This is a genomic window from Halomonas sp. DP8Y7-1, from assembly GCF_019801685.1.
GTDB classification, from domain to species: domain Bacteria; phylum Pseudomonadota; class Gammaproteobacteria; order Pseudomonadales; family Halomonadaceae; genus Halomonas; species Halomonas litopenaei_A.
Genome location: NZ_JAHVIN010000014.1, coordinates 70748 through 91974 on the forward strand (window position 1 = coordinate 70748; position 21227 = coordinate 91974).

Genomic DNA, 21227 nt, shown 5'->3' on the forward strand with positions numbered 1-21227 from the left:
AGTTCTCGATATCGTTGTTGGTATGAAAAGGCAATTCAGGCGTCACCGAGGACGCGATGAACGGTGGCCACCTGGTCTGGCAGCACCACACAGCGCGCGCGAATGCCACGGGACCTGGCCCAGGCGAGATCGTCGTCGATGCCCTGCGGATAGGGCCATGGGCCATCGATGGCCAGGCACTGGGCCTCGGCACAGGCGGCGAAGAAGCGCTCGCGCCAGGGGGCCAGCACCTGGACGCGGTGACTCACGTCGGCGTCGGCGGCCACCCCCAGGTCCCGAGACAGGTCGCCGGTACCCAGCAGCGCCGCCGTGACTCTTGGGCTGGCCTTGAGGATGTGCTGGGCGGCTTGCACGCCAACGCGGCTCTCCAATGTCGGAATCAGCGCCGTCGCCCCCTGCTCCAGGCGGCCGCGGCGCTCTTCCCGTGCCATGGCCATCGCCAGCAGCACGACGTCCATGGACGACTCGACCTGGGGCAGAAAGATGGCGGCCGGCAGCCCACGCATCAGCACCGCCAGTTCGCCATCACCGCCTTGCGCCAGCGGGTTGATGCGCGCCATGGGCAGGCGCCCCCGCTGACGGCAACGCTCGGCAAAGGACGCAAAGTCGATGCAGGCACGGGACCGCTGCGGCGCGGGGGTGAACTCCTCCAGGTCGACAATGATCGCCTCAGCGCCACTTGCCAGCGCCTCTTCCAGACGCTGCGGGTCATGTCCTGGCACGAACAGCCAGCTACGGCAGTCGCTGAGAGGAGCGCTGATCGACGTCGTGGCACTCATGACGGTCACTCCATCAAGTTGGGCAGGAACAGGACGATGTCCGGCACGAAGGTGATCAGCAGCAGCACCGCCACCATGGCCCCCAGCATCAGTCCCAGATAGCGCAGCGACTCCATGACACTGATACCGGCAATACGGCAGGCAGCCATCAGGTCGACACCCAGTGGCGGAGTATTCGCACCAATCGCCAGATTCACCGTCAGCAGCACCCCGAAGTGGACCGGGTCAATGCCATATTGACCGAGCAGCGGCATCACGATAGGGGTGACAATGATGATGATCGCGATGCTCTCCATGAAGGAGCCGAGCACCAGCAACACGGCGGTCAGCAGCAGCAATACGCCGTAGCGGCTGTCGGTGATGTCACCAATCAGCGCGGCGATGGCCTGGGGCACCTGCTCGTAGGTCAAACCCCAGGCAAACATGCCGGCCGCCCCGATGATGATCAGGATCGCCCCGGAGGTCTCGGCGGTGGCGATGACACTGTCGACGATGTCCTTGAGACTCAGGCTGCGGTAGATCAGGGTGCCGACGATCAGCGCGTAGACGATGGCCGAGGCAGCCGCCTCGGTAGGCGTGAAGACGCCAAACCGAATGCCTCCGATAATCAGCACAGGTACCAGCAGGGCCGGCAAGGCGGCAATGAATGCCCGGCGACGCTCGCCTGGCTCGGGCCGGGTGCCGCCACTCCAGCCGTTGCGCCGAGAGACGTAGATGGCCACGCCTACCAGGGCCAGGGTCAGCAGCATTCCGGGGATCACGCCGCCCATGAACAGTTTGCCGACGGAGGTGTTGGAGGTCGTACCGTAGACAATCATGACGATGCTGGGCGGTATGACCGTACCGATGGAGCTGGCAGTACCGACCAGGGCACTGCTGAAGCCACGGTGATAGCCGCTGCGCTGCATCGCCGGCAGCAGCATGCTGCCGATGGCAATGACGTCAGCCACGCCGGAGCCAGACAGCGCACCGAACATCATGCACGCCAGCACCGCCACTACCGCCAGTCCGCCCTTGATATCGCCCACCAGAGCCATGCACAGGCGCACCAGGCGCTGGGTCAGACCTGCATGGTTCATCAGCTGGGCGGCCAGCACGAACAGCGGAATGGCGAGCAGGGTGAAGCTTTCCATGCCGGCCACGAACTGCTGGGCCGATACCATCATTGGCGCGGCACCGAACATCAGCAGGTACGACAGCACCGCCAGGATCAGGCCGAAGGCAATCGGAATGTCGATCAGGATGGCCAGGGCGAAAACGCCCACCAGGGTCAGGGCTCCCAGGGTCATGATGCACGCTCCTCAGTCACCGGCGCTGGGGCCAGCACGTGGCCACACTGCATCAACGCCATCGCCCCACAGCAGACCGGGACCGACAGGTAGACCAGCCCGGCCGGCAGCTGCAGCGCGGTGGTGGTCTGGGACATGGTCAACCAGGCCAGGTCCCACCCGGCCTTGGCCAGTATCAGCAGCATGACCAACAGCAACAGGTCGGTCATGCGCGTGATCACGCGGCGTAGTGAAGGGGCAGTGACCAACAGCGGCAGCAGACCGGCATTCAGATGGCTGCGCTTGTGGGTACAGGCGATTCCGGCCAGCAGAGCCGTCCAAACCAGTACCAGCTGGGGCAGCTCTTCTGCCCAGTGTGGCGGTGCCCCTACCACCCAGCGCATGAACACCGAGTAGGCCACCAGTGCCGCCAGCATGGCGGCACCGATACCGGCAAGCGCCAGGCTCAGGCGCGAGACGAAACGAGCGAGGGTCGCGAGTCCCATGGGGCTCATTGACCTTCACGATAGCGCTTGACCAGACCCATCAGCTCGCTGCCGAACACGTCTTCGTAGTCTGACCAGACACCCTGTACCGCCGCATTGAAGGGCGCGGTATCGACCTGGTTGACGCTCATGCCTTCTGCTTCGAGCTCGGCCACCAGGCGCGAGTCATCTTCCTGGGTCATGCGACGCTGCTCATCCCGCCACTGGTTCGCCAGCGTCTGGACGACCGTCTGATCCTCCTCGGACAGTCGCTGCCATACCGTATTGGCAACGGTCAGGCAGGCGGGCGCCCAGACATGTCCGGTCAACGAGACATAGTCCTGCACCTCGAAGAACGACGAGGAGTGGATGATGGACAGCGGATTCTCCTGAGCGTCGAACACGCCTTGCTGGAGTGCTGAGTAGAGTTCACCAAAGGACAGGGGAGCGGGGCTCGCGCCAAGGGCGGTGAAGGTGTCCAGGCGCATCTTGTCCGGAGTCACCCGAATCTTGAGGCCGGCCAGGTCCTCGGGCGTTTCCACCGGGGCGCGGTTGTTGGTGACGTGGCGGAAACCGTTTTCCCACCAGGACAGAATCTTCATGTTGTAGCCCGCGGCGATCTCTTCCAGCGCGCTACCCAGGTCACCGTCGTAGGCGGCATAGGCGTCTTCGCGGTCCGCCCAGGAATAGGGCAGCTCGACGATGCCAAAGCGTGCATCAAGCGGCTGGAAGGAGCCGCACCCGATGACTCCGGCCGGAACGCTGCCAATCTGCATGCCTTCCACCATGGTCTTCTCGTTGCCGAGCTGGCCACTGGGAAAGACTTGGAAATTGACGCGCCCTTCGGTCGCCTCGCGCACGTCGTCGGCGAAGCCTTCCGCGGCGATATGCCAGCTATGGGTGGGTGCCAGCACGTGGCCCAGCTTGATATCGAGAGCGTGAGCGGAAGAAGACAGTCCGGCAAAGGCGCCAAGCGCCAGCACACCAAGTGTTCTTGAGTTCATGAGTCTGCCCGAGTGATGTTGTGATTGTGGGAAACGGGACCAGCAGGACGCAGGCCTACCGGCATCACAAGAGAGTCGGACAGGGGGATGTATAAGACAATTTTCGAGATTTTATTCTTTGAATAAGCATGGCTTATTCAAGACCGTCACTGCATGTCGGCCACCCGCTGCTCCACGGCCAGGACAACGCGCTGCGACACGGCGACGGCTAACGCTACCGGTGAAGAAAACGCACTACCTCTTCGGTGTAAAAAGCCCGTTCCGCTGACTCAGATCACGCCCCCCAGCGGCAATGGCACAAGCTCCTCAACCTTGCTTCATCACAGGTCGATAACCCTCGCATCACCGCTACTCGCAGCCGTCATGGGGGAAGTGAGCACTCGCCTCTTCCTCCCTGCGGCAGGCGATAGCACTCTTTCATCGCGAGCCCGTACCCATGACATCACTTCTCAATCGCCTGAGCATGGGAGGTAAATTCCTCCTCGTGCTGTCTATTCCCTTGTTAGCCATCACATGGATCACCATCACGACGGTCATGGACCGCAAGGCAGTCGTTGCCGAGATGGAGGATCTGCAGGAGATGGCCACTCTCAGCAGATATGCGGGCAACCTGGTGCATCAGCTTCAGCGTGAGCGGGGCATGACCGCTGCGTTTGTCAGCAGCCATGGCATCAACTACCGCACGGAGCTGCCTGGACAGCGGCAGGCAACCAGCGTCGAAGCAGATGCCTTTAACGACCATGTCGCTGCGATCGACTTTTCTCAGCACGACGCCAGGGTTGAGGCGCAGGTCAAGCATGCACTGGGCCTGCTCCAAGAGACGGACCAGCTGCGCCAGCGTGCAGACAACCTCGCGGCAAGTGCCGAGGACGTCACGGATGCTTACAGCGCGATCAACGAGGCGCTGATCGACATCGTCGCCAAGGAGACCTTCGGCATTGATCAGGGCGACGTCTCGCGGCAATTGACTGCCTACTACGATCTGCTGAACATCAAGGAGCTTGCCGGGATCGAGCGTGCGGTGCTGGCCGCTGCCTTCAGCGCCGACTCCCTGTCGACCAGCATGTTCAGAAAGCTCCTCGCGCTGATCGTGAAATCCGACGTCCACAGGAAGAACTTCCTTGAGCTGTCGCCCCAGAACAGCCAGCTCGCGCTGCAGGAGTTGCTCGACAGTCCTCTGGGCACAGAGCTCGCCACCATGCGCGAGGTGGTCTTCGACAAGTCGACCAATGGTGGCTTCGGTATCGATCCCCACACCTGGTTCGACGCCCAGACAGCCTTTATCGATGGCCTGAAAGACGTTGCCATGAACACCGAGCAGACACTCTACGAGACGACCGAACACCTTCAGCAACAAGCCCTCGAGCAACTGATCTACCAAGGGCTTGCCATGCTGGCGGTGGTGATCATCACCCTGACCTTTTCGCTCATCACGGCACGCAGCGTGGTGCGGACACTGTCGACCGCGGTGGCGGAGATCAGCAAGCAGAAAGATGACCTGACCAAGCGCCTGGAGGTGGCTGGCGCCGATGAACTGTCGACACTGTATCGGGCCTTCAACGGCGCCTTGAGCAACATGGCGAGCCTGGTGATCAACCTGAAGCACGGCTCCAGTGCCGTCGAGGCGGTGAGTGGCGAGATTGCCCGGGACAATCAGGACCTGGCCAGCAGAACGGAACAGCAGGCCGCCTCACTGGTCGAGACCGCTTCCAGCATGGAACAGATCACGGCGACCGTGAAACAGACCTCGGACTCCGCTCAGCAGGCCCAGGCAATGACCCGAGAGGTGGCCAGTCGAGCCAGCAACGTCAGCCACAATGCCGCCCAGACCCGTAAGGCCATGGCAGACATACGTGACGCCAACAAGGAGGTCACCAAGATCGTGGAAGCGATAGACGATATTGCCTTCCAGACCAATATCCTTGCCCTTAACGCCTCTGTCGAAGCGGCACGTGCCGGTGATCAAGGACGAGGATTTTCCGTGGTGGCCTCGGAGGTCCAGAAGCTCGCCAGTCGTTGTGCCGAAGAGGCCACCCTCATCCGCCAGTTGATCAACACGAACACGCAGCGAGTCAATCGGGGGGAGCAGCTGGTGGTATCTACCAGCGAGGCCCTGGACACCATTTCGGAGCATGCCCAACGCACGGCGACGCTGGTCTCCGAAATATCGATCGCCGCTAGCGAGCAGTCTCTGGGCATTGAGCAGGTCAACCAGGCACTGGCACAGCTGGAAGACGTGACCCAGCAAAACGCCAACCTTGTGGTAAGGGTGGCGGCGGCAGGCCAGGCGCTGGATCAACGCGCCCGTGAGATGGCCGCATTGGTGGGGCGCTTCAAGGTAGACGACTCGGCCAGCCACTTGAGGACGGACAGCGCCTCACTGCTGACAGATGCGTCGTCTTCGTCACTACAAACATGACCTGGATCATCGAAAGCGCTGACTCTCGGTCAGGTCAAACATCGAGCAAAACGTGCTCTTTCGATCAGAAAACCCGCTGTTTCAAGCAGATGGGACGCGTATGAAAGCCTTGCTCTGCACAGCTCAGAAGGACCGCCAGCAAGCCTGAAACGCCCCTTCTCCCGAAACGAAAAAAGGCTTACGAACGTGTCGTAAGCCTTTGAATTCTATGGCGCGCCCTAAAGGATTCGAACCTTTGACCTTTGCCTCCGGAGGGCAACGCTCTATCCAGCTGAGCTAAGGGCGCGCGATGCCGTGGACAGCTGCCACACGGCGAGCCATATCCTACATCGGGCGCCACTCAGTGTCCACCCGATGGCGCACGCTACGGGCTATCGCGCGCCTTTGCGCCAGGGTGGGGCATTTTCCCGCTTTCAGCGTTGTCGCTATACTGCCGGCACAGCGTGACGCCCGGCGAGGGGGTATCAAGAGCTCGGCGCCACCGATACAAAAACTGTGATTCAGTAGACCGTCACTAGAGGTGGTGAGAGTGAAATCCAGCAAGCTGATCTTGGGGTGCCTGATCACCCTGGGCCTGGCCACAAGCCAGGCAATGGCGCAGGACGACGCCGCACGGGACGCCATGGCCGAGCGCCTGGCACCGGTGGGATCGCTCTGCCTCGAGGGCCAGGACTGCGGCAGCGCGGCCATGGCGGCAGCAGGGGGCGACGGCGGAGGTGCATCGGGTGGCGCCGACGGCGAAGCCGTCTATGGCAGCATCTGCATGGCCTGCCATGATACCGGCGTCGCCGGCGCGCCCAAGCGCGGCGACGAAGCCGCCTGGGCCGAGCGCACCACCAAAGGCTTCGAAACGCTGTTGGATCATGCGCTGAATGGCTTCAATGCCATGCCTGCCCGCGGCGGCAACCCCAACCTGTCCGACGAGGAAGTCCATGCAGCGGTGGCCTACCTGGTGGAACCGGTGATGGACGTGCCGGCAGCCGACGCCGCTGCCACCGAAGATGCCTCAGCAGACGCTACCGCGTCAGAAGAGACGGCGGCTGAGGACACGGCTGCCGCTGACACCGCCGCCAGCGATCCTGCAGCGGAAGACCAGGCAGCGGACGACCAGACAGCAAACGACGAAGCGGCAGCTGACGGCGCTGCAGTGGAGATGGATCCCGCTGTTGCCGCCATTGACGGCGCTGCGGTCTATGGTGGTATCTGCATGGCCTGCCATGAGGCGGGTATCGCTGGCGCCCCGGTGCGCGGTGATGCTGCCGCCTGGGAGCCGCGTCTGGCCCAGGGCTTCGAGACCCTGTACGACCACGCCATCAACGGCTTCAATGCCATGCCGCCCAAGGGAGGCAATCCGAGCCTGTCCGACGATGAGATCAAGGCCGCGGTTCACTACATGGTTCAGTAAGGGCTGACTCATCACTGGCCAGCTCATGACTGGCTATCTCATCACGAGATGCGGCGGGGCGCCCAAGGGCGCCCCGCCGTCGTTGGCGCTACCCTTCACCGCAACCATTTATCCACACCACCTACCACGAAAAAGGGGTGTGGATAACGTTAATCCAGTAGCGAGCGAAGCCCCGCAATTGCGCTCTTGCCGCGCTCCTGCTTGCGATCCGGGTCCTCCCGATCGGCGCGCCCTTCCCACTCCAGGTCATCCGGCGGCAGTTCATCCAGGAAGCGACTGGGCACACAGTCCATCAGCTCACCGTAGGCCTTGCGCTGGCGGGCCAGGGTCATGGTCAGGGTACGTCGGGCGCGGGTGATGCCCACATACGCGAGGCGGCGCTCTTCTTCCACCGTGCCGGCTTCGATGGAGTTTCGGTGGGGCAGCAGCTCCTCCTCCAACCCCATCAGGTAGACGTGGGGAAACTCGAGGCCTTTTGACGCGTGCATGGTCAATAGCTGCACCCTGTCCGAGTCATCCTCTTCGGCCTGCTGTTCGAGGATGTCACGCAGCACCAGGCGCGAAATGGCTGACTCCACGTCGTCCGTCTCGGTATCGGTGCTGGCGGTGTTTTCCTCAGGGTCAGACTGCATCGACTTTTCCAGCTGGTCGATCAGGATCCACACGTTGGCCATGCGCCGCTCGGCAATGGTGGGAGCACTGGCGTTCTGATAGAGCCAGGCCTCGTAGTCCATCTCGCGCATCATCTCGCGAATGGCCGCGATGGCGTCGCCCTCGTCCATTCGTCGACGTACGCCGTCGATGAAGTGGGTAAAGCGTGTCAGGCGCTCCACCGCGCGGGCCGGCAACTGTTCGGCAAGCCCCAGCTCATGGCAGGCGGCAAACAGCGATACGCCCCGCTCGGTGGCGTAGTTGGCGAGCTTCTCAAGTGTCGTCGGGCCGATCTCGCGGCGCGGCACGTTGACGATTCGCAGGAACGCATTGTCGTCTGCTGGATTGATCAGCAGCCGCAGGTAGGCCATGGCGTCTTTGATCTCGCCACGGGAGAAAAACGAGGTGCCGCCGGACAGCTTGTACGGAATCTGGTAGTGCTGCAGCTTCAACTCCAGCAGGCGCGCCTGGAAATTGCCGCGGTAAAGCACGGCGAAGTCCCGCCATTCGGCGCGCTCCTTGATTCGCCGGGTCAGGATCTCGCTGGCCACGCGCTCCGTCTCCGCCTCTTCATGGCGGGTTACCACCACACGAATGGGATCGCCCTGGCCCATGTCCGACCACAGGGTCTTGTCGTAGACGTGGGGGTTGTTGGCGATCAGCGTGTTGGCGGCGCGCAGGATGATGCCGGTGGAGCGATAGTTCTGCTCCAGCTTGATGACGTTAAGCCGCGGAAAATCCTCCCCCAGGGTGACCAGGTTTTCCGGCCTAGCGCCGCGCCAGGCGTAGATGGACTGGTCGTCATCGCCAACCACGGTAAAGGTCTGGCGCTCGGACATCAGCATGCGCACCAGCATGTACTGGCTGACGTTGGTGTCCTGATATTCATCTACCAGCATGTAGTGAATCTTGCGCCGCCAGCGCGCCAGCGCCTCAGGATCGTCACGCAGCAGCACCACCGGCAGCAGGATCAGGTCATCGAAGTCCACCGCGTTGTACGCCTTGAGGTGACGCACATAGGCCTCATAGACCCGCGCCGCATACTGTTCGTCTTCCGTGGCGGCATGGGACAGCGCCTGCCCCGGCAGCACCAGGTCATTCTTCCAGTTGGAGATCACCGCCTGGACCTGATTGATCTGGTCGGCGTCGACCTGGGCATCCTTGTTCATCAGGTCGCGCAGCAGCGCCTTGGCATCTTCCGGGTCGAACAGCGAAAAGCCCGGCTTGTAGCCCAGCGCCTTGAGCTCACCGCGGATGATATTGAGGCCAAGGGTATGAAAGGTGGAGACGGTAAGGCCGTGGCCCTCGCGACCCTGCAGCATCGAGCTGACCCGCTCCTTCATTTCCCGGGCTGCCTTGTTGGTAAAGGTCACCGCGGCAATACGGCGGGCGCTCATGCCGCATTCCTGGATCAGGTAAGCGATCTTGGTGGTGATCACGCTGGTTTTACCGGAACCGGCGCCGGCCAAGACCAGACAAGGCCCATCGATGTAGTGGACGGCCTCACGCTGACGCGGGTTGAGGCCCCGGATACGTTCACGGATGGTCTTCACGGGAGCGTTCATGCGTCTTCCTGGGCGCCGCCATGGGCACCTGCATTGACCGCCTGCGGCGCTTCGGCTACCGGGTCCAGCTGCAGCGCACCGGCAAAGTCGAGCTGTCGCCAGGCTTCAAACACCAGCACCGCACAGGCATTGGACAGGTTCAGACTACGACTATCCTCGAGCATCGGGATGCGCAGGCGCTGAGACGCGGGCAGCGCATCGAGCATGGCCTGTGGCAGGCCACGGGTCTCGGGGCCGAATACCAGGGCGTCACCAGCGCGATAGTCGGGCTCGTGGTAGCCGCGACGTCCACGGGTGGAGACGGCAAAGATGCGCTCTGGCGCCACCTCACCGACGAAGGCATCCCAGTCGGCGTGCACCCTGACCCTAGCCCATTCATGGTAGTCCAGGCCCGCGCGCTTGAGCCGCTTATCGTCTAGGGTGAAACCTAGCGGCTCAATAAGGTGCAGACGAAATCCGGTATTGGCGCACAGCCGAATCAGATTGCCGGTATTCGGCGGAATTTCGGGTTGATACAGCACCACGTCGAGCATGAGACATCACCAGGATGGCGGAGGACGATGTGAGGCAGGGAGATCACCGAGGCCCTCGGTGGACACAGGCCTCGGCGCAGGGATGCGAACAAGCGTCAGGCGCTGACCCCATAGCGTTCGCGATAGGCGCGAATGGCGTCGGCGTGAACCTGGAGGGTATCGCCCCCGGTTTCTTCGAGGTAGGCCAATACCTGGTCGAGCCCCACGATGCTGACCACCGGGATGCCAAACTCGGCCTTGACCTGCTGAATAGCGCTCTTGTCGGTGTCGTCGCTGGCGCGCTCCTGACGATCCAGCGCGACCACCACGCCCGCCGCCTGAGCACCGGCGCCGTCGATCAGGCCCATCACCTCGCGAATCGCGGTACCCGCGGTGATCACATCATCGATGATCATGATGCGGCCAGACAGCGCGGCCCCCACGATGTTACCGCCCTCACCATGATCCTTGGCCTCCTTGCGATTGAACGCAAAGGGCATGTCGCGGTCATGATGATCGGCCAATGCCACTGCCGTGGTGGCAGCCAGGGAGATGCCTTTGTAAGCGGGGCCAAACAGGACGTCGGCGTCGATACCGCTGTGCTCGATGGCCTTGGCATAGAAGCGGCCGAGACTGGCCAGAGCACGCCCGGTCTTGAACAGGCCGGCATTGAAGAAGTACGGGCTCACCCGCCCGGACTTCAGGGTGAACTCGCCAAAGCTGAGTACGCCCTCGCCGATGGCGAATTCGATGAATTCCCGCTGGTAGGGGTGAAGGCGCGCCGCGCCTGGCTGTTGTGGTGCCTTGTCAGCCACGAGGCCTCCTGTCCAATTGCCTGGCCTTATCACGTTTTTCTCGAACGGCCATTTACCCAAACGTCGAAACGTCGGGTATCATACACGCGCGACGCAAAAGGGACCACGTATGAAAATCGCCACTATCAATGTGAACGGCATCCGCGAGGCCGTCGGTCGAGGCTTTCTCGACTGGCTTGCCAACCAGGACGCCGACGTTGTCTGCGTCCAGAACATCAAGGCCAAAAGCTTCGAGCTGGACGACAGCATTCTTTACCCTGAGGGCTACGAGGGCTACTTCCTCGACGCCGAGCAGGACGGTTTTGCAGGGGTCGGCCTTTACTGCCGCAAAATCCCCAAGGCCATCATGTACGGCCTGGGCTTTCCCCAGTGCGACCACGAAGGCCGCTTCTTGCAGGCCGACTACGATCGCTTCTCGATCGCCAGTTTCCTGATGCCTGATGGCAGCGACCCCGCCGCCAAGCAGGCATTCATGGCGCAGTACCAGGAATATCTGTCCAAGATGGCTCGCAAACGTCGCGAGTACATCATCTGCGGCACCTGGCACATCGCCCACAAGACCATCGATCTGGCCAACTGGTCCGACAACCAGACGACGCCAGGCTTCAAGGCCGAAGAGCGCGCCTGGATGGACCAGGTGTTCGGCCCCACCGGCTTCATCGATACCTTCCGCGAGATCAACCGCGATGGTGATGAATACACCTGGTGGCCGGCGCTGGATCAGGATCAGCCGCGCTCCCGCCAGGAGGGCTGGCGCCTGGACTACCAGATCGTCGGGCCGAACTTCCGCCGGCATATCACCGATGCCTGGATCGACTACGATGCGACCTTCTCTGAATTCGCACCGTTGATCGTCGAGTACGATCTGCAGCTGTAAGCCTCCCTACGTCGCCGTCAGGCCCTGGTCCGGGGCCTGGCACGAAAACGCCGGCCCCCTGTGAAGATGGGGGGCCGGCGTCATCGTTTGGGTGGCGCCACCGCTGGATGGTCGGCACTCAGCTACGGTTGCCCAGTGCCTCGCGCTGATACTCGAACAGCTCATGACCGGCTTTCTCGGCCAGGTCGAGCATGGCGTTGAGCTGAGCGCGGGAGAAGGTGCCTGACTCGGCCGTGCCCTGTACTTCGATCAGCTCACCCGCTTCGCTCAGTACCACGTTCATGTCGGTATCGGCACTGGAGTCTTCCGGGTAATCGAGATCCACCACCGGCTGACCGCGGTAGAGCCCCACCGACACCGAGCTGACCAGCTGCTCGAAGGGATCGGTCTTGATCAGCTTTTCACGCTGCAGGTAGCGAACCGCGTCGATCAGTGCCACACAGCCACCGGTGATGGAAGCGGTGCGAGTGCCGCCATCGGCCTGGATCACGTCGCAGTCCACGGTAATGGTGAACTCGCCAAGCTTCTTGAGATTGACCGAGGCGCGCAAAGAGCGTCCGATCAGGCGCTGGATTTCCAGGGTGCGACCGCCCTGCTTGCCGCGTGACGCCTCGCGTCCGCTGCGTGAGTGGGTGGCCCGGGGCAGCATGCCGTATTCGGCCGTCACCCAGCCCTGCTTCTTGCCTCGCAGCCAACGGGGCACACCGGCCTCGACGCTGGCGTTGCACAGCACCTTGGTATCGCCGAATTCCACCAATACCGAGCCCTCGGCATGGCGGGTATAGTCACGGGTCAGGCGAATCTCGCGGGTCTGATCAAAAGCGCGTCCGCTGGGACGACGAATGTCGGAGGACATGGCACCTCTCTTGGTCGACATCACGCCTGGGCCAGGTAGACAACGCGACCTGACCGGGGCGACGACACCGATCATGGAATGAAAACAGGGCCGACCATTCTACACGCCTTGGCCGACGAATCGGGTACACTGCCGAGAACCACCAGACAACCGCCATCAGCCAAAGGCATGAGCCGCGCCCTGTCCTGGTGTCCGTCCCCGTTGCCACCACTGCCGCAGCCGCCCAATCAGGAGATCACCATGGTTCACAGCATGACCGCCTTCTCGCGCCAGGACCTGGAAGCCGACTGGGGTAGCCTGCAGCTCGAGTTGCGCAGCGTGAACCAGCGCTACCTGGAACCGCACTTTCGCCTGCCGGAAGCCCTGCGAGACCTGGAACCCGGCTTTCGCGACGCCCTGCGCAAGCGCCTGGCCCGGGGCAAGATCGAATGCACGCTGCGCTTCGAGGCAAGCGAGTCCGGGGCAAGCCTGAGCGTCAACCGCGAACGCCTGGGAGCACTGTCATCCGCGCTGGGCGAAGTGCGTACCGTCATTCCTGAAGTGCATATGCCTGATGCACTGGCCATGCTCGGCCATCCGGGGGTGCTGGAAAGCAGCGGCCTGGATATCGAGGCGGTCAAGTCCGCCGCCCAGCAGATGTTCCAGCAGGCGCTGAATGACCTGGTGGAAGGTCGCGCCCGTGAAGGCGAGCAGCTCAAGACCCTGATCGAGGAGCGGCTGAGCGCAATCCACGACCTGGTGGCGGAAGTCCGGGAAAAAATGCCCGACATACTCGAACGTCAGCGCACCCAGCTGGAAGACAAGCTCGCCAGCCTACAGGTCGAGCTGGACCCCCAGCGACTGGAAGCCGAAGTGGTGCTGATGGCACAGAAGGCCGACGTCGCTGAAGAGCTGGACCGGCTCGACACCCACGTCACCGAGGTAGGCCGCCAGCTCCGCCAGAAAGGCCCCATCGGCCGCCGCCTGGACTTCCTGATGCAGGAACTGAACCGCGAAGCCAACACCCTGTCATCCAAGTCCGTAGTCGCCGACACCACCCGCTGCGCGGTGGAATTGAAGGTGTTGATCGAGCAGATGCGCGAGCAAATTCAGAATATTGAGTGATGTCCACGGGCAGCCATCTACGCATACATACATTTGTTTCCAAAGAAAACTATTAAATCGCTGTCTATGGCTGTTTACGAAAGTCTCGCTTAGGCCTTCGCCAAGCGGGGAGTACAATGGAGAGCAACCCATTGTACTCCCCACTAGGAAGCGCGCTTTTCCTTAGGGCACTCCACACTTCAAACGCTTCCCCCTGGACCCAGTTATCCTGTCCAAGGACACCCGCTCCTACCAGCTTGGCATCATAGGCCGCGTAAACATGCACTTGATGAGCCACGCCCTTAACTAGCCGAGACAAATTAAAACAGACGTTTTAATTTCTTTAGCATATCCTTGGGAGGGAGTTATGGGGAGCTTCATCGCCAAGAAGGTCTAGGCTCTGATCAAGGACGGCTCCCCGGCCGCTACAGTGATGGCAATGGTCTGTACTTGATGACTCCCAAAAGAGGCGTCCCCTACTGGATGCACCGGTACACGCGTTCAGGAAAGCGCCGTGAGCTGACGCTGGAAAAGTGCGCGAACCTTTCCTTGGCCAAAGCCGGGGAGCAGGCTGAGAGGAACTATCTGCAACTGCGTCGATCCGGTCGAAGAGCGCAAGCGTGCAGAGCAGGTCGCCATCCGCACCGTCAAAAAGCTGTTCAGCGCCTAGTGCCAAGACCTGGAGAGGCGCCTCACCCCTTAACATCCCGAAGCGGATCCTCGAGAAGAGATCGCTCCCTCCATCCGGCATCTCACGCTGGATAGCGTCACCCCCATGGACGTGCGGACCATTGTCAGAAAGGTTGCTGAAGCAGCTTTTTAGTCACGCAATCAAGCTGGGATTGCTCACCTACAACCCGGTATCAGCTTTCAACGTCAACGACGCAAGGGCAACGAGAAAAGCCGCGACCGGGCGTTGAGCCTCGAGGAGATTCGCCATGTCTTCCGAGTCTTCAGGGAAAACAGCGACAGCTTCAGTCGCGACAATTAGCTCGCCTGTGCGCTTCTACTCGTCCTGGGGGTGCGCAAGACCAAACTAACCGCAGCCAAGTTGACAAGTTTCAACCTGAAGAAGGGGGCGATGGAAGCTATACGGTGAGCACAGCACGACAGGCGCCGGAATCGTCATTCCCCCGCAGACCGTAGGGTGGCTAGAAGAGCTCAAGATCCGCGCCTGCGGCCCTCCCTACGTCTTTCCCAGCCCCGCAGCGGCAAACGGCCCCACATGGGTAAGGACACTCTGACTCGCGCCATTGCCAAGCTGTTCGGCCGGGAGCCAGGCCGGAAGCCGCAACAAGAGAACAAAATGGGTGATATTGCCAAGTTCACCGTGCACGACTTGCGACGCACCTGCCGCAGCTTGCTGGCCGCTGTCGGAGTGCCCGGCCATGTTGCTGAGCGCTGCCTGATCACAAGTTGAAAGGCATAGAAGGCATTTACGACCGCTACGACTACTTCGACGAGCGGAAAGAGGCCTTGACCAAAGTAGCTGCGCTTATTGAGCCTGCCATTGGCGCAGCCTAAAGCAGATGAGGGATGCACCGCAAAGCATAGGTGAGCCGAAAAGAACTTATGGGTACCCATCCAAGAGCATTGTAGAACCCCCTGATGGCCCGAATGCCTAAGCCAGAATGTGGAGAAATACCTGAGAGCGAACTCCGGCAGTAGTGCCAAGCCACATAGAGCGCGGCGTCATGATTCTTGCTGTGAAGCCTGTGCCTGCAACAACTCGCAAACGATCAAGTTAGCCTCAATGAATTCTTCCCAGCTATACTGCTGGGCGTAGGTCCGCTCGAACTGTAGATTCACACGGCAAATATCAGGCCGTTGTTCATAAACACTACATACCTTGCCAAGTTGATCATAATTTCGACAGACTCCGTCACCGCGATCAAGAAAACGTGTCTCGGCCGCGAGGTGGACCTTTTGACAGCAAAGGCCACACCGGTTGCAAGGAAATTCTTTGGATGGCTTAGTCGATTGACACACTACACATGATCTCACTTGGCAGGCTCGCGCCTCGTAAGTCGCGAGCCTCGTTATTCAATTAGCTATGCTATCAAGCGAGGCCTTTTGACCTTTTGTCACCTCGTTGACATCAAGAACACGTTTCTGAGTAGACAAAACAAGGTTACCTTCTTGGTCAAGGATCGGGGTATCGATCATGGCCTTCAGAAGTTGAGCAAATTTCACGGCACTGAATATCGCTGCTTTGCCTTTCTCGGTATAGCCACTAAAGTCTAATCCCTCACTATCGATCACCTTCTTTATATCAGAGACAGCGTGACGCAAGCGCGAACTGACATTTGAAAAAGTAGTATTTGCCAATACGGTGACCTCTGTAATAGCCTTGAGTTTTTCACCCATGAGACTTGCTTGCTCACAGATGGTGTGGGCCTGTTCCCGATTGGCGTTAGCCTTGTTCAAGGCTTCCTCACCTTTATTGCCTAGTACATGCCCAAAAATAGCAAGAGCAGGACCAGCAACGATCCCCCCCAGTACCATCATGCCGCCAGCTACGCCATATCCACCGGCGGCGAGTGAGCCACCACCTAGCCAGGCGAGAGTGGCGTTGGTTGCAGCAACACCACCCAGTGATGAAATCGCTGTTCCTGTGCTGGCAGTTGCCAGTAGCATGGTGCCATTGTATGCGCCGAATGCCAGTGCAGCTCCCCCACCAATGCCAGCACCCAAGCCTAGGCCCGCATCCTTGAGAGCTTGATAGTCTTGCCTCAAACTTAGGAGGGTCGTGCTCGAAAAATCACCAGCGTTGAGTTTGTCAAGTTCAGGACTTTGTTTGAGATCTACGTTCTTGATCTGCTGAAAAGTTTCGATAAAATCTGAAATGACTCCGTTGAAAGCACGTAGTTTGCGCTGACCGTAATCCTCTAGGGTCTCATTCGTAACACTACGTAACTCATCAAGTTCCTGATTAGCACGTTCAACAGATGATCGGGCACTGTTGTTAATATCCTTGGCTGTACTTTGGTCTATCGCTCCGCTTACACCTTTCACAGCACCATAAATCCCAGCTGCGGCTGCAGCCGCACCAATAATCAATGGGATAGGCATAGTTTTTCCTTATTCAAGAATGATCGCAATGGTCTTGGTAATTTCTTTATTGAGCGTTTCTGCACGCCCCAATAGATCATCGAAGATAAAATCTTCTAAATTATAAAATCTTTGAAACTCCTTGAGTAAGGCCCATTCGATACCCGATATATGCCCGTCACGCAAAGAAACTAGAAACAATTCATAAAGAATAATTTTTGGAGTAGATGGAAGATCATATTTCTTCCCTGCCAGCATCTCTAACAATACGGTTGTGCCTGCCCACACACGCGTACCAGGATCCGCCATCTTGACCAAAGGAGAGTTTTTCAATAACTTGACAAGCCGCTCTGAAATTCGGCTTAGCATGTCATCGTTTGTAAAAAATCTGAGCTCATCCGCACAGCTGAGATCAGCAGATCTCCTCAGCTCGTCTATTAGCTCGTTCTCCTCTTCCCCCACCCTTATGGAGATCTGATCTAGACTATTTTCCGCAGTTATTTCCTCATAGGGCTTTCCATCCCAAAGTAAGGGTTTGTCAGAAATGGACAGCAAGCTTGCCAATTCAAGAAGATGAACTCTATCATCTTTTGGAAGCATTTTAATCAGCATACAAAACCCATCCTTTAGTTGGCATATTTAAGCTATAGATAAAGAGGGTTATCTGTCGACATGAACGAATCGAATTCATCAAGAGACTTAAACTGAAGTGTCTTACCCAGCAATTCCGCATAATGATTGATGCTATCTAAAACCGTATCTAGACTCTGCAGCTCGTAACTTCCAAGCATTGACAATATTTTTTGAGTTTCCAATCGCAGCTGAGGGGCCTCTCGGCTTACAAAGCCCTCAAACTGTTCCTTTTCAAAGGCAATACTTTCTCTCGCAGCGGCTTCAATCTCTCGCACCTTAAGAATCTGTTCACGAGAAATCTGCGCACCATGAGCAGCATCCAAGGCACTCTGGTAAAACATGGACGAAAGCGTGTAGCCAATCAGACCACCGATAGCAGCGCCTACAAACGGGATTGGAATTGCCGCCTGGCCAACTGCCGCCATCATACCGCTCGAGAGCATACCAGTACCTTTTTCCCCCACCTCTGTGAGGAGCTGAGCCTCGGTGATCTCACCTGATACGAAACGTTTTACGGAGCCACCTAGAGAAAGGCAAATATTTAGTGCTAATGTCGGAGCGCTAGTGCAGGCAAGATGTCGTACGTACTGATTTCCCGACTGCTGCATAGCACCCTTTATGGCTGAACCCGCAAAAGCCGTACCATAGCCAAGTGCACCTGCTTTTAAGGTATCAGCGGCGACTTCAGAGCAAATTTCTGACGCCTCTTTCTCTCCTTGAGCGGCATCAAAGCAGTTAACTAAAATTGAAATGCTGCCACCAATGATTGCGCCGTACTTGGCACCTTGGACACCTGCTCTATGGGAGGTACGACCAATATCTATCAAGGTCGCAGCACGGGGGCATTCTCGATAAAAAATCGCCTCCTCAGTAGTAAGACCACCATCACTGACTTTTTCTGCCAGCTTGTCATAATTATCCGCCTCACGGCGAAGCTTATCTGCTACTTCTGAGTTACCCCTGGCATCCGCTTTATCAGCATTAAAGCGTCGCTGCTGGGCTTTCTTCCGGCAATGATCAGCAGCTGACTCTGGCAGAAAATCAGTTGAGGCCGCACGGTCTTCTAGCTTTTCAGCCTCAAGCCGCAACTTCTGGGCTTGTTCAGCCTTGCCGGGATCAGTTGATGCTTTTTCAGCTCGAACCCTCAGCTTTTTAGCTTCTTCTAACGCGTAGGTTCGGTTCCCTTCAAATTGCTCACTTGGCAATTCAATCTTTGCGCCACGGTACCGTGAGAATTTTCCGTCTTCCCGTGCAATGTCCTCGAGGAGCTGATTGCGGTCTCCTACAAATTTCATTTGAGCCTGGGAGCCATCAACGATTTTTCCATCTACCAGTTTCACTCGATCAACTACGTTGTGGTTCTTTCCATATTCGGGTAGATCATCAGTACGCGATGTCCTTACTTTCGACTTTCTGATGATAGCCTCGGCGTTGTCACGGCTCGTTGTGGCCACCTCTGCGCTATATCCAGCCTGTTGCTTGATATTTTGTGCAGACCAGCGAGGATCATCGCTTACTTTGTGCTTTGATATTTCGGCCAAGCCTTTAGCGAAAAGCGTTCCTGTTTCATGGTCAAAGCCACGGTACCCCTTTATGTATTCCGCGTTCGCGCTGCCGAAACGCTGCACCGTCTCATGAAGTCCTAATGCTCCAGCCGCACGGAAGACATCGCGGTAGACTTCCTGCTGCGGCTCATCCTTCTCTCTCATGGTATCCGTCTCGTTAGCAGCCATTGGATTCCTCTCTGCAGTTATGGCCTTTTGCTAGTGAAGCCCTTCTAATGACGGTGCCAAACGCACCATAGCAGCCAAAAAACACCTATCCATACTTAGTATCGGTTCGCCCTGCTGAAACTTTAGGCTCTATTACCAAAATTCTGTAGTACCTAGCGGGTAGCAAGCTTGCACTGCCATTCGACGGGCTTGCCCCAGCCTGTTCTGAAGGATTAATCGCAGATTATCCGGCCCGTGCGACAAATCATGTCGCATACAATCATGGTCAAGGTGCGACATATGATGTCGCTACTAAGCCTGAGACTGATGCTTAAGGGCATTAACTGGAGGCATCGCCATGGGATTGAAAACCTTTCGAAATCAACCGCACCATAGCGCTACACGCGAAGATGGCACTATCAGCGATCCAGACTGTCTATGGCAGGCGGACCGCGAAGTGTGGAAAAACGATCAGCCTGCTACTGCTTTCTTGGCCGAAAAGCTTCCTATTGTTAGCGTGCCCGCATCAGACGTGGTTTCAGCCACTACCGACGGCAGGCGTATCTATGTGAATCCATACTGGAGCGCAAGCCTGGATGGAGCGACTCGCCGGTTCACGCAAGCACATCTCATTTGGCATTGTGTGGCAGGGCACTTCTGTCCCCCCATAGTCCAAGACAGCCACCGCTGGCACTTAGCCTGTGACCATGAGGTCAACGTCCTACTGCTGATGCTGGGATTTGTCTTGCCGCCTCAGACAGTGCTGTTTCCCGCCTGCATCGGAAAATCACTACACGCTGTATATGCTTGGCTAGCCGATTACCCCTTACTCGAAGAGGAGTCCAGCCTAGACACTCCGCCATGGCAGGCTACCGGCATTGGACATGATGAGGATGAGACGACTGCACTCGCTGCGGCATCACTTTCCCAGCACTGGCAGCGCCAAGCCTGCGAAGTGGTACATAGCTACCTTGATACGCCATACTTACGCCCTTTGATGGCTTCTTGGATGACCAACCGCTGGTCTGAGTAATGAAGCTCATCGACGCCGTCAGGCTAGAAGCCAGTTCAGTCCCTCACGACAAGGTTCGCTCATGTCCGAGATCCGCGAGACGCTTTTCCGCTACCTGACCATGCTACAGCTGATCCCGCGTAGCCCTGGCCGAATCAGTACCCCAGTGCTGCTGGAAAAACTTAACGAGCGCGGTTTCCAGATCGACACTCGCTCACTGCAGCGCGACCTGCGCGACAAGCTGGCCCTGCACTTTCCGCTAGCCTGTGACGACCGCAGCAAGCCCTATCGCTGGTACTTTGATCGTGATTTTCACTGCAACCTGCCAGCTCTTGATGTGCCCAGCGCCCTGACTCTTGTGCTAACCGAGGAATACCTGAAGGGTCTGCTTCCACCGGTCGTGATCGGCCAATTGGCTCCTCAGTTTCGAGACGCAAGGCAGTTACTTGATAGACTGGAAGGTAACGGACTCAGCCAGTGGGCCAAGCGGGTTCGGGCAATTCCCAATGGCAAGGCCTTGATACCGGCCCCATTCAAGGCAGAGATTTGGCAGGCTGTTTCTCAGGCCTTGCTGGAAAACCGAGCCTTGGACGTAACCTACCTATCACGCAGTGTTGAGCAACAGAGGCAGTACACTCTGCATCCCCAAGGTTTGGTGAGTCGCCACAGCGTGACCTACCTGCTGGCTACAGTGAAAGACTATGAAGATATTCGCCAGTTCGCACTGCACCGCATCGAGAATGCGGTACTTAGCAGTACCCCATGGCGAGGAGCAGTAGAGTTTGATCTGGATGACTACATCTTTAACGGCGCATTTGGTTATCTGCAAGGAAGTGATAACATTACCTTAGTCGCAAATGTGGCACCTCAATTAGCTTGGCTGCTGATGGAAACGCCCCTGTCTGATCAACAGACCCTCACGCCACTGAAAGCTAGCGAGTGGCAGCGTCTTGAGGCCATTGTACCGAATGACCAACAAACGCTGTGGTGGTTGAAAGGACTAGGTACGAATGTTGAAGTGCTGGAGCCACTTGCTTGGAAAAATGACATCCTGGCCACCGCTAGAGAGATCCTCTCACGCCTAGTTCAAAACACCTGAG

General features: G+C 58.6%; 18 protein-coding genes and 1 tRNA gene. 7 read left to right on the forward strand and 12 right to left on the reverse strand.

The genetic code is table 11. The features are described from left to right. Positions 1-35: 35 nt before the first annotated feature. From KUV41_RS17200 to KUV41_RS17215, 4 genes are read right to left on the reverse strand one after another with little or no spacing between them, the layout of a single operon-like run. Positions 36-779 carry an HpcH/HpaI aldolase/citrate lyase family protein gene (locus KUV41_RS17200; RefSeq protein ID WP_222486872.1) on the reverse strand — a complete coding sequence of 248 codons (744 nt, stop codon included), beginning with the start codon at positions 777-779 and terminating at the stop codon, positions 36-38. 5 nt (positions 780-784) lie between these two features. Continuing rightward, positions 785-2068: a TRAP transporter large permease gene (locus KUV41_RS17205; RefSeq protein ID WP_222486873.1), complete on the reverse strand. Its 1284-nt coding sequence runs from the start codon at positions 2066-2068 to the stop codon at positions 785-787. Continuing rightward, entirely contained in the window at positions 2065-2553 is a 489-nt protein-coding gene (locus KUV41_RS17210) for a TRAP transporter small permease (protein ID WP_206941941.1), read from the reverse strand. The genes KUV41_RS17205 and KUV41_RS17210 overlap by 4 nt, the downstream gene beginning before the upstream one ends. A gap of 5 nt (positions 2554-2558) precedes the next feature. After that, entirely contained in the window at positions 2559-3536 is a 978-nt protein-coding gene (locus KUV41_RS17215) for a DctP family TRAP transporter solute-binding subunit (protein ID WP_206941943.1), read from the reverse strand. Between the two features lie 436 nt (positions 3537-3972). Between KUV41_RS17215 and KUV41_RS17220 the strand changes: the two genes are divergently transcribed. Next, entirely contained in the window at positions 3973-5955 is a 1983-nt protein-coding gene (locus KUV41_RS17220) for a nitrate- and nitrite sensing domain-containing protein (protein ID WP_222486874.1), read from the forward strand. A 209-nt stretch (positions 5956-6164) separates the two neighbouring features. Here the strand turns inward: KUV41_RS17220 and KUV41_RS17225 are convergent. Continuing rightward, positions 6165-6241, reverse strand: a tRNA-Arg gene (locus tag KUV41_RS17225). A gap of 243 nt (positions 6242-6484) precedes the next feature. Between KUV41_RS17225 and KUV41_RS17230 the strand changes: the two genes are divergently transcribed. Continuing rightward, positions 6485-7360, forward strand: coding sequence for a c-type cytochrome (locus tag KUV41_RS17230; RefSeq protein ID WP_315900607.1), 876 nt, complete (start codon positions 6485-6487; stop codon positions 7358-7360). A 149-nt stretch (positions 7361-7509) separates the two neighbouring features. On the opposite strand, the gene rep is transcribed toward KUV41_RS17230, so the two are convergent. The 3 genes from rep to pyrE form a co-directional block, all read right to left on the reverse strand. Continuing rightward, positions 7510-9576: a DNA helicase Rep gene (gene rep, locus KUV41_RS17235; protein ID WP_222486875.1), complete on the reverse strand. Its 2067-nt coding sequence runs from the start codon at positions 9574-9576 to the stop codon at positions 7510-7512. Then, positions 9573-10109: a tRNA (uridine(34)/cytosine(34)/5-carboxymethylaminomethyluridine(34)-2'-O)-methyltransferase TrmL gene (gene trmL, locus KUV41_RS17240; protein WP_222484152.1), complete on the reverse strand. Its 537-nt coding sequence runs from the start codon at positions 10107-10109 to the stop codon at positions 9573-9575. The genes rep and trmL overlap by 4 nt, the downstream gene beginning before the upstream one ends. A gap of 95 nt (positions 10110-10204) precedes the next feature. Further along, a complete protein-coding gene (gene pyrE / locus KUV41_RS17245) occupies positions 10205-10903 on the reverse strand; it encodes an orotate phosphoribosyltransferase (protein ID WP_206941950.1) in 699 nt (232 codons plus the stop codon). A gap of 109 nt (positions 10904-11012) precedes the next feature. Between pyrE and KUV41_RS17250 the strand changes: the two genes are divergently transcribed. Next, positions 11013-11780 carry an exodeoxyribonuclease III gene (locus tag KUV41_RS17250; protein WP_206941952.1) on the forward strand — a complete coding sequence of 256 codons (768 nt, stop codon included), beginning with the start codon at positions 11013-11015 and terminating at the stop codon, positions 11778-11780. A gap of 118 nt (positions 11781-11898) precedes the next feature. On the opposite strand, the gene rph is transcribed toward KUV41_RS17250, so the two are convergent. After that, positions 11899-12636: a ribonuclease PH gene (gene rph, locus KUV41_RS17255; protein WP_222486876.1), complete on the reverse strand. Its 738-nt coding sequence runs from the start codon at positions 12634-12636 to the stop codon at positions 11899-11901. 240 nt (positions 12637-12876) lie between these two features. Here rph and KUV41_RS17260 point away from each other — a divergent pair, with 240 nt between their 5' ends. Continuing rightward, a complete protein-coding gene (locus KUV41_RS17260; protein WP_222486877.1) occupies positions 12877-13740 on the forward strand; it encodes a YicC/YloC family endoribonuclease in 864 nt (287 codons plus the stop codon). Positions 13741-14202: 462 nt separating this feature from the next. Continuing rightward, complete coding sequence (locus KUV41_RS19740) at positions 14203-14484, forward strand: hypothetical protein (RefSeq protein WP_409995814.1); 282 nt, start codon at positions 14203-14205, stop codon at positions 14482-14484. 1278 nt (positions 14485-15762) lie between these two features. Here KUV41_RS19740 and KUV41_RS17270 read toward each other — a convergent pair. From KUV41_RS17270 to KUV41_RS17280, 3 genes are read right to left on the reverse strand one after another with little or no spacing between them, the layout of a single operon-like run. Then, the gene (locus KUV41_RS17270) at positions 15763-16791 is read right to left on the reverse strand and encodes a hypothetical protein (RefSeq protein ID WP_222486879.1); all 1029 of its coding nucleotides are present in this window, start codon (positions 16789-16791) and stop codon (positions 15763-15765) included. Between the two features lie 9 nt (positions 16792-16800). Continuing rightward, a complete protein-coding gene (locus KUV41_RS17275; RefSeq protein ID WP_222486880.1) occupies positions 16801-17382 on the reverse strand; it encodes a hypothetical protein in 582 nt (193 codons plus the stop codon). 32 nt (positions 17383-17414) lie between these two features. Continuing rightward, positions 17415-19112, reverse strand: coding sequence for a hypothetical protein (locus KUV41_RS17280; RefSeq protein WP_222486881.1), 1698 nt, complete (start codon positions 19110-19112; stop codon positions 17415-17417). A gap of 361 nt (positions 19113-19473) precedes the next feature. Here KUV41_RS17280 and KUV41_RS19745 point away from each other — a divergent pair, with 361 nt between their 5' ends. Then, positions 19474-20148, forward strand: coding sequence for a DUF2201 family putative metallopeptidase (locus KUV41_RS19745; protein ID WP_222486882.1), 675 nt, complete (start codon positions 19474-19476; stop codon positions 20146-20148). 61 nt (positions 20149-20209) lie between these two features. Beyond that, the gene (locus tag KUV41_RS17290; protein ID WP_222486883.1) at positions 20210-21226 is read left to right on the forward strand and encodes a helix-turn-helix transcriptional regulator; all 1017 of its coding nucleotides are present in this window, start codon (positions 20210-20212) and stop codon (positions 21224-21226) included. Position 21227 lies beyond the last annotated feature (1 nt).

Bases quoted from the DNA above. Each gene is read 5' to 3' on its own strand.
- KUV41_RS17280 (WP_222486881.1), bottom strand. From the start codon at position 19,112: ATGAGAGAGAAGGATGAGCCGCAGCAGGAAGTCTACCGCGATGTCTTC.
- rep (WP_222486875.1), bottom strand. From the start codon at position 9,576: ATGAACGCTCCCGTGAAGACCATCCGTGAACGTATCCGGGGCCTCAAC.
- rph (WP_222486876.1), bottom strand. From the start codon at position 12,636: ATGTCCTCCGACATTCGTCGTCCCAGCGGACGCGCTTTTGATCAGACC.
- KUV41_RS17210 (WP_206941941.1), bottom strand. From the start codon at position 2,553: ATGGGACTCGCGACCCTCGCTCGTTTCGTCTCGCGCCTGAGCCTGGCG.
- KUV41_RS17290 (WP_222486883.1), top strand. From the start codon at position 20,210: ATGTCCGAGATCCGCGAGACGCTTTTCCGCTACCTGACCATGCTACAG.
- trmL (WP_222484152.1), bottom strand. From the start codon at position 10,109: ATGCTCGACGTGGTGCTGTATCAACCCGAAATTCCGCCGAATACCGGC.
- KUV41_RS17250 (WP_206941952.1), top strand. From the start codon at position 11,013: ATGAAAATCGCCACTATCAATGTGAACGGCATCCGCGAGGCCGTCGGT.
- KUV41_RS17275 (WP_222486880.1), bottom strand. From the start codon at position 17,382: ATGCTGATTAAAATGCTTCCAAAAGATGATAGAGTTCATCTTCTTGAA.
- KUV41_RS17270 (WP_222486879.1), bottom strand. From the start codon at position 16,791: ATGCCTATCCCATTGATTATTGGTGCGGCTGCAGCCGCAGCTGGGATT.
- KUV41_RS19740 (WP_409995814.1), top strand. From the start codon at position 14,203: ATGCACCGGTACACGCGTTCAGGAAAGCGCCGTGAGCTGACGCTGGAA.
- KUV41_RS17260 (WP_222486877.1), top strand. From the start codon at position 12,877: ATGGTTCACAGCATGACCGCCTTCTCGCGCCAGGACCTGGAAGCCGAC.
- KUV41_RS19745 (WP_222486882.1), top strand. From the start codon at position 19,474: ATGGGATTGAAAACCTTTCGAAATCAACCGCACCATAGCGCTACACGC.
- KUV41_RS17205 (WP_222486873.1), bottom strand. From the start codon at position 2,068: ATGACCCTGGGAGCCCTGACCCTGGTGGGCGTTTTCGCCCTGGCCATC.
- KUV41_RS17200 (WP_222486872.1), bottom strand. From the start codon at position 779: ATGAGTGCCACGACGTCGATCAGCGCTCCTCTCAGCGACTGCCGTAGC.
- KUV41_RS17220 (WP_222486874.1), top strand. From the start codon at position 3,973: ATGACATCACTTCTCAATCGCCTGAGCATGGGAGGTAAATTCCTCCTC.
- KUV41_RS17215 (WP_206941943.1), bottom strand. From the start codon at position 3,536: ATGAACTCAAGAACACTTGGTGTGCTGGCGCTTGGCGCCTTTGCCGGA.